Raw genomic sequence first — 8,380 nt, forward strand, 5'->3', positions numbered from 1 at the left:
CAGGGCAATCGACGCGTAACGGTGACCTTCGAAACCGGCCTGCGCGCACCGCGCCGCTCCCCCCGGGTCCTGGTCAGGTGCGTTCCGGCTCCGGTGGTTTACGCGGGGCCGGGCGCGGAACCTCGGCCAGCACGGCGGTTTCGATCGCGGCGCGCCGCCGCGAATCGCTGTCCGCGCCCAGATCCACACAGAAAACATCGACGACGAACGATCCCATGGTGACCACCTTGGCCCAGCGCACATCGGCGCCCGCGGCCGCCAGTGCCGCGGCCAGCCGGGACAGCAAACCGATTCGGTCCTCGGCCCGTAGCTGCAGCAGGAACTGACCGTCGACCTGTGTCGGCGTCCACAGCAGGCGGGGCTCGGCCTGGGCGTAGCGGGCCGCGCCGGGCGTATCGCGTTCGCGCGCGGCCAAAGCCGCCCGCACATCGAGCTCACCGGCTGTCGCGCGTTTGAGTTCCTGGCGCAGCAGCCCGGCGTCCGGCGGGGTGCCGAAGGTCGGCGTCACCACGAAGGTGTTGATCGCCGACTCCCCGGCGCCACCCACCGAGGCCGAGAGCACCCGCAGCGAATGCAGCGCCAGTACACCGGCGGTATCGGCCAGCAAACCCGGAGTGTCCGGGGCGATCACGGTGGCGAGATAGCTGTATTTACCTTCCCCTTGGGATAATTCGACATGCACACCGCCGGCGGCCGCGCGGGCGAGCAACGCGTCGGGGATGGGTTCGGGTTCGGGGAGTTCCTCACCGGCCATCACGGTGCGGCAGCGCCGGACCAGCTCGCCGATCAGGGTCGCTTTCCATTCACCCCACACACCCGGGCCGGTGGCCAGCGAATCCGCTTCCGCCAGCGCGTGCAACAGTTCGAGCCGGCGCGGATCGTGTTCGAGCGCGTCGGCCACGTATTGCACGGTGGCGGGATCGTCGATATCGCGATGGGTCGCGACATCGGGTAGCAGCAGATGATGACGCACCAGCGCACTGAGCACCTGCACATCCGACGGCCACAACCCCAGCCGGCGGCCGATCTGCGTGGCCAGTTCGGCGCCGACCACACAGTGATCCTCGGTGCGGCCCTTGCCGATATCGTGCAGCAGCGCACCCAGCGCCAGCAGGTCGGGCCGGGCGACGCGGGTGCTCAGCGCGCTCGCGTAGGCGGCGGTTTCCACCGAATGCCGGTCCACGGTCCAGATGTGCAGGGCGTCGCGCGGCGGCAGATCGCGCACCGCGCCCCATTCCGGAAGCAGCCTGCCCCACAGGCCCGTACGGTCCAGCGCTTCCACCGCGTCGATCACCCCGCGGCCGGAGCCGAGCAGGACGAGCAGATCGTTGAGGGCGTCCTTGGGCCACGGTTCACGCAGTTCGGGGGCATCCTCGGAGAGCCGGTTCAAGGTGGTCGCCGACATCGGCAGACCGGTCTGCGCGGATGCCGCCGCCACCCGCAGCACCAGGCCGGGATCGCGCTGCGGACGGGCGTCGCGGGCCAGCACCACCTCCCCCGCGTGCTCGACCACACCCTCGTCCAGGGGCCGGCGAACCGGCATCCGCCGCAGCCGGGCCAGGCCGCGGCGGGGTAGCGCGTTACCGGCGGTGCGCAATCCGACGTCCACCGAATACCCGACCGTGCGTGCCGCGTCGCTGAGGGTGCGGGCCAGATCGAAGCGGTCCCCGATCCGCAACGCGGCGCCGATCTCGTCGGCGTCCTGGGCACGTAACTGGTCGCGCGCCCGGCCCGCGACCCGGTGCAGTTCGGTGCGGACGTCGAGCAGCCGCCGATGTGCCTGCGCCAGACCGCCGCCCGGCGCGTCCGGCCCCAGCCCGGGCATGGCGTCGGTGAGCTGCGCGATGGCCAGCGCGTCCAGCAGCTGGATATCGCGTAATCCGCCGCGGCCGTTCTTCAGGTCGGGTTCGGTGCGGTGGGCGACCTCGCCGCTGCGTTCCCAGCGTGCGCGCACCCCGGCGACCAGTTCGTCGAAGCGGCCGCGGATATCGCGCCGCCATTCCTTGCGGATTCCGGCGATGATCCGGTCGCTGAGTTCGGCGTTGCCCACGATATGCCGGGCGTCCAGCATGCCGAGCGCGGCGACCAGATCCCCGGCGGCCACCTGCATCGCCTGCGGGACGGTGCGCACACTGTGGTCGAGTTTGATGTGGGCGTCCCACAGCGGATACCAGAGCCGGTCGGCGATCTCGGCGACCCGTTTCGGGTCCATATCCTCGTGCAGCAACACCAGGTCCAGATCGGAATACGGCAACATCTCACGGCGGCCCAGGCCGCCGACCGCCATGATCGCCAGACCGCTGTCCGGCGTGATCCCGATCTCGGTGCCCTTACTGGTGAGCCACAGTTCGTACAAGTCCACCAGCGCCGAACGCAGGGATTCGGCGTCGAGGCGCGGATGCCGCGGCTGCCCGCCGCCGAGCAACTGATCGCGGGCCCGGACCAGATCGGCGGCCCCCTGCGACAGTTCCGCGGCTTTTCCCTGCGGTGCGGTGGCCCGCCCGTGTTCCCGTTTCCGCCGGTCCTCGCCCAACCAAACCACCACCCGTTCACACAGGCGACCCCGCCCCGACCGGTAACGGTGGGAGCGGGGCCGCTGTCGTCGTTTACACCCGCTGTCGGCGCGACAGCGGGTTATAGCGCGTCGGTACCGCGTTCGCCCGTACGGACCCGGACGATGGTCTCCACCGGGGAGACCCAGACCTTGCCGTCGCCGATCTTGCCGGTGCGGGCGGCCTCGACGATCAGGTCCACGACCCGGTCCACCATGGCGTCGTCGACCACGACCTCGACCCGCACCTTCGGTACGAAATCGACCGAGTACTCGGCGCCGCGGTAGACCTCGGTATGGCCCTTCTGCCGGCCGTAGCCCTGGACCTCGCTCACGGTCATACCGAATACGCCCGCCTGTTCCAGACCGGTTTTGACGTCTTCGAGCGTGAACGGTTTGACGATTGCGGTGATCAGTTTCATGGGGTTCATGCCTCCTTGCCGGCCGAACGTGCGGTACCACCCAGTGCAGCGAAATCGTATGCCGATTCCGCGTGTTCGGAGTCGTCCATACCGTTGGACTCCGCCTCGGCATCGGCGCGCAGTCCGATGGTGAACTTGATGGCGAACGCGATGATCAGCGCGACCACGAAGGAGTACGCGAGCACCGCGACCGCACCGAGCGTCTGCCGGCCCAGCAGTTCCAGATCACCGCCGTAGAGCAGGCCCTCGGCCCCCGCGGGCGCCTCGGGAGCGGCGAACAGGCCGATCAGCACCGTGCCGAGGATACCGCCGACCATGTGGATACCCACGACATCGAGCGAGTCGTCGTAGCCGAACTTGAACTTCAGGCTCACCGCCAGGGCGCAGACCACACCGGCGATCACGCCGATGGCCAGTGCGCCCAGTACGTTCACCGAGGTACACGACGGGGTGATGGCGACCAGGCCGGCGACGATACCCGAGGCCGCGCCCAGCGAGGTGGGCTTACCGTCACGGATCTTCTCGACCACGAGCCAGCCGATCATCGCCGCGGCGGTGGCGACCAGCGTGGTGATGAAGGCGGCACCGGCGACCCCGTCGGCGGCCACGGCCGAACCGGCGTTGAACCCGAACCAGCCGAACCACAGCAGCGCGGCACCCAGCATGACGAACGGCAGGTTGTGCGGCCGGAAGGGGGTTTTCGGCCAGCCGGCCCGTTTACCGACCACAATGGCCAGCGCGAGCGCGGCGGCGCCGGAGTTGATGTGCACGGCGGTACCACCGGCGAAGTCGATGGCCTCGACCTTCTCCATGATCCAGCCGCCACCCCAGACCCAGTGCGCGACCGGGAAGTACACCACGGTGGCCCAGATGGCGCTGAACACCAGCCACGCGCTGAACTTCAGCCGGTCGGCGACCGCACCGGAGATCAGTGCGACGGTGATGATCGCGAACATCGCCTGGAACGCGACGAATACGGTCGCCGGGAGGGTCCCGATCAGCGGGACGCCCGCCGATTCGTCACCGAATCCGGCGATCAGCGTCTTCAGGCCGAAGAACTGACCCGGATCCCCGAGCAGGCCGGCCTTGTCGGTCCCGAAGGCGACCGAGAAGCCGTACAGCACCCAGAGCACTGTGACGACGGCCATCGCGCTGATGCTCATCATGATCATGTTGAGCACGTTCTTGCCACGGACCATACCGCCGTAGAAGAACGCCAGGCCGGGTGTCATCAGCAGGACGAGCGCGGCGCTCGTCAATATCCATGCGGTGTCGCCGGCATTGGGCGCGCCGATCACGGTTTCCACCAGTTACCTCCCTCATCTTCCGGCCCGCCGCCTGCACGACTTCGGGCCCGCTACAGAAGGGTCCTCATTCGGTGTTTCATCCGTGACGCCCCGGTGTTTCACCTAGGTGAATGGATCGCGCGGTTTTGTTTCGAGTGTGTTGCCGCCGCCGAACGCGCCGGTCACCGGGGTGTGTGAGGTCGCCGGCAGGGCAACGGGGAGGCAACCGGCGGCCGCGGTGTCATGGTGGCTGGACACCGCGGCACCGGGCCGGTCAGCCGAGCAGCGCGTCCACGAAGGCGGCCGGTTCGAACGGGGCGAGATCGTCGGCGCCCTCGCCGAGCCCGACCAGTTTGACCGGGACACCGAGCTCGTGCTGGATCTGGAAGACGATCCCGCCCTTCGCGGTGCCGTCCAGTTTCGTGAGCACCACACCGCTGATATCGACCACCTCGGCGAAGATCCGGGCCTGCATGAGCCCGTTCTGCCCGACGGTGGCGTCCAGCACCAGCAGCACCTCGTCCACCGACGCCTTCTTCTCCACCACCCGTTTGACCTTGCCGAGTTCGTCCATCAACCCGGTCTTGGTGTGCAGCCGGCCGGCGGTATCGATGAGCACCGCGTCCACCCCGGACGCGATACCGGTACTCACCGCGTCGAAGGCCACGGCGGCCGGATCGGCGCCTTCCTTGCCGCGGACGGTCTCCGCACCGACCCGTTCCCCCCAGGTCTGCAACTGGTCGGCCGCGGCGGCACGGAAGGTATCGGCCGCGCCCAGCAGGACGCGCCGCCCGTCGGCCACGAGGACGCGCGCCAGTTTGCCGGTCGTGGTCGTCTTGCCGGTGCCGTTGACACCGACCACGAGCAGGATCGACGGGTGATCGGCATGCGGCAGTGCCCGGACGGAGCGGTCGAGTTCGGGCCGCAGCGATTCCATCAGTACATCGCGCAGCACCGCCCGCGCCTGATCGGCGGTACGGACGCTGCGGGCCGCCATCTCCTCCCGCAGCCGCTCCACGATGACGGTGGTGACCGCGGTACCGATATCGGCCAGGATCAGCGTGTCCTCGACCTCTTCCCAGGATTCCTCGTCGAGGTCGCCGCCGCCGAGCAGGCCCAGCAGGCTTTTGCCGACCGCGTTCTGCGACCGTGACAACCTGCCACGCAGCCGGGTCAGCCGGCCGGAGGTGGGAGCGATCTCCTCGACTTCGGGTACGAGGTGTGCACCGGCCGCGGTATCGGGGGCCACGACCGGGGGCTCGCCGGTAGGCGGCGTCGCGGGCGGTGCCGTGGCCGACCGATCGGCGGGCTGCGCCGGTGCGGAGCCGGTGTCCGGGGCGGTGGTAGCGCCCGAGGCAGCGCCGCTCAGGTTGTTCTCCGGCGGAGCTGTTGTCCCGGATTCGGGCGCGGGCGGTACGGGGGTGCCGGTCGCGGTGGACCCGGCGTCTCGCGGAGTTGCCCGGCCGGTGTCCGGCGGGGTCGTGGTGCCGGTGTCCGATGGCGGTGCGGTGCCGGTGTCCTGCCCGGCTGTTGTGCCGGTGTCGGCCGGTGCCGCGGTGCCGGCGTCCTTCGGCGGCGCCGCGTCCGGCCGGGCGGGTGCGGCCGCACCGGTACCGGTGGGTGTCGCCGGGGCCGCGGTCGTGCCGTTCTCCTCCGGCGCGGCCGGCTGTGTTTCCGGCGGCACCGTCGGCGCGGAATCCGTGGTGGGCGCGGCCGGTGCCGATTCCGGTTCGGCCGGCGGCGCGGTGGCGGTGTCGGCGGTGTCCGGCAGCGGGATATCGGTGATACCCCGGCGCGGGGCATCGCGCGGGATCGCCGCATCGTCGCCGATATGCGGCTGCCCCTCGGTATCCGTCCGCTCAGTGGGACTCGGCGGCGTGGGTGGGCTGGGCCGCGCGGGCGCGGCGGTGGCGCCCTGGCCGCCCTGACTGAAGGTGAACCCGCCCGCCGCCTGGTAACCCCCCGACCGGTCGGCCAGTTCCTTCTTCTCGGCCGGCTGGGTCAGCGAGACCCGGCCGCGTTTGTACCGGACGAAACCGGCCACGAGCGCGACCAGCAGTACGGCGGCGATCGCTGCGATCAGAATCCAGGCTTGCGCACTCACACCGCCCATCCTTGCAGAGCCGGTGCGGGCCGCCACCGACCCCGCCCGGCCCGCGCGGCGGCCACCGCCGGCCGTACGGTCATGCGCTGCGCTTTCCCAGCTCAGCCCCGCGAACACCGCCGGTGAGATTTCTTGTCCTGCGGAAGTTCTCGCGGCAGGCCAATAGGATCGGCGATGTGACCGATCGAAACGTGCTTGGGGGTCCGCTACAAGAGTGCGGCACCGATCCTCTGACCGGGTTCTACCGGGACGGCTGCTGCAGCACCGGCCCGGAGGATCTGGGCAGCCACACCGTGTGCACGGTCGTCACAGCCGAGTTCCTGGAACATCAGGCATCCATCGGCAACGATCTGAGCACACCGCGCCCGGAGAACAATTTTCCCGGCCTCCAGCCCGGAGACCGGTGGTGCGTGGTGGCGGTGCGCTGGTTGCACGCGCACGAGGACGGTGTCGCCGCGCCGGTCGTATTGGCGGCGACCCATGAGAATGCCCTGGAAGTGATATCGATGGAGATCCTGCGAAAATACGCGGTCGATGTCCCCGACGACGTCAGCGATCTGCTCTGAGACCGTAACCGGCAGCCTGCTACGCCTCGGACCCGTACGGGTCCACCTGTGGATCAACGCCAGGTTCGTCGTCCGGGGCGGGCTGATCATCCGCCGGCGCGATTACGGCGACTCTTGGGATTTGGCGACGGGTCTGGCCCGCACCGTTCTCGGACTGCTGATGCCCGCGATGAACCGCAAACCACCGGCCCTGCCGGCCGAGCCCGGCGGGTTGTCCGGCCGAGCGCGGCACCAGCCGGGCGCCGCCCTGGCCGGGCGCGGCGTTCCACCGGTCGCGGCGTTCGGTCGGAGGCCCAACCAGCCGCAGCATTCAACCAACCGCAGCGCCGGCCCGGCCGCAGCATCCATACCGACCGCAACATTGGAGGCGGCCCGGTGTATCACTCCGGTACCGTGGCCGGTGCGGGGCCGACATTCGCGCCGCGCAACCGCTGGGAGATCACCTGGGTGATTCCGTCGCCGCGCATACTGACGCCGTAGAGGGCGTCGGCGATTTCCATGGTGGGCTTCTGGTGGGTGATGACGATCAGCTGGCTCTTCTCGCGCAACTGCTCGAACAGGCCGATGAGGCGGCGCAGATTGGTGTCGTCGAGCGCGGCCTCCACCTCGTCCATCACATAGAACGGCGACGGGCGGGCGCGGAAGATGGCGACCAGCAGCGCCACCGCGGTCAATGATTTCTCACCGCCGGAGAGCAGCGACAACCGTTTGACCTTCTTGCCGGGCGGCCGCGCCTCCACCTCGATTCCGGTGGTGAGCATATCGCCGGGGTCGGTGAGCAGCAGCCGGCCTTCACCACCTGGGAACAGGGCGGAGAACACCTGCACGAACTCGCGTTCGACATCGGCGTAGGCATCGGTGAAGACCTGCAGGATCCGCGCATCCACCTCGGCCACCACGTCCAGCAGATCCTGGCGGGCCTTCTTGACGTCTTCGAGCTGGGTGGCCAGGAAGTTGTAGCGCTCCTCGAGCGCGGCGAATTCCTCCAGCGCCAGCGGGTTCACTTTGCCGAGAGTCGCCAGGTCTTTTTCGGCGCGTTTGGCGCGGCGTTCCTGGGAGGCGCGGTCGAACGGCATGGGGGCCGGCGCGCTGACCTGTTCGCCGCGCTCTTTGGCCTGCTCGTATTCGCGCATCTCCAGATCACTGGGTGGCAGCGGGACATCAGGGCCGTATTCGGCGATCAGATCGTCGAGCGCGATCCCGAACTGTTCGGCGATCGTGGTCTCGAGCTGTTCGATCCGCAGCGCCGCCTGCGCCTTGGCGACCTCGTCGCGGTGCACCGCGTCGGTGAGCTGCCCGAGTTGCGTACTCAGCGCCCGGACCCGTTCCTTGATCTGATCGACCGCGGTGGCGCATTCGGTGGGCCGGGGCGCCAGAAAGTCGGCGGGCGGGGGGCGGGGGGGCGGCGCCCCCCGCCCCGGCGCAGGGCGGGGGGGGGCGCGGGAGGCGGC

Annotated in this window: 6 protein-coding genes; 1 reads left to right on the forward strand and 5 read right to left on the reverse strand. The window is 69.7% G+C overall.

Annotated features, from left to right (window positions below; genetic code table 11):
- Positions 1 to 73: 73 nt before the first annotated feature.
- The 4 genes from QH276_RS19570 to ftsY all read right to left on the reverse strand — a co-directional run bounded on the left by QH276_RS19570 (position 74) and on the right by ftsY (position 6,363).
- Positions 74 to 2,467 (reverse strand): [protein-PII] uridylyltransferase, encoded by a 2,394-nt coding sequence (locus QH276_RS19570; protein ID WP_280401347.1) that lies wholly within the window; start codon positions 2,465 to 2,467, stop codon positions 74 to 76.
- 167 nt (positions 2,468 to 2,634) lie between these two features.
- A complete protein-coding gene (locus tag QH276_RS19575) occupies positions 2,635 to 2,973 on the reverse strand; it encodes a P-II family nitrogen regulator (RefSeq protein WP_280401346.1) in 339 nt (112 codons plus the stop codon).
- A 5-nt stretch (positions 2,974 to 2,978) separates the two neighbouring features.
- Positions 2,979 to 4,268 (reverse strand): ammonium transporter, encoded by a 1,290-nt coding sequence (locus QH276_RS19580; protein WP_280401345.1) that lies wholly within the window; start codon positions 4,266 to 4,268, stop codon positions 2,979 to 2,981.
- A gap of 265 nt (positions 4,269 to 4,533) precedes the next feature.
- A complete protein-coding gene (gene ftsY, locus QH276_RS19585; protein WP_280406846.1) occupies positions 4,534 to 6,363 on the reverse strand; it encodes a signal recognition particle-docking protein FtsY in 1,830 nt (609 codons plus the stop codon).
- Between the two features lie 176 nt (positions 6,364 to 6,539).
- On the opposite strand from ftsY, the gene QH276_RS19590 reads away from it, so the two are divergent.
- The gene (locus QH276_RS19590) at positions 6,540 to 6,929 is read left to right on the forward strand and encodes a DUF2237 family protein (RefSeq protein ID WP_280401323.1); all 390 of its coding nucleotides are present in this window, start codon (positions 6,540 to 6,542) and stop codon (positions 6,927 to 6,929) included.
- A 380-nt stretch (positions 6,930 to 7,309) separates the two neighbouring features.
- Here QH276_RS19590 and QH276_RS19595 read toward each other — a convergent pair.
- The coding region (locus tag QH276_RS19595; RefSeq protein ID WP_280406847.1) for an AAA family ATPase at positions 7,310 to 8,380 on the reverse strand (1,071 nt) is incomplete at its 5' end.

Source organism: Nocardia carnea, from assembly GCF_029869215.1.
In the GTDB taxonomy this organism is placed as follows: Bacteria; Actinomycetota; Actinomycetes; order Mycobacteriales; family Mycobacteriaceae; genus Nocardia; species Nocardia carnea_B.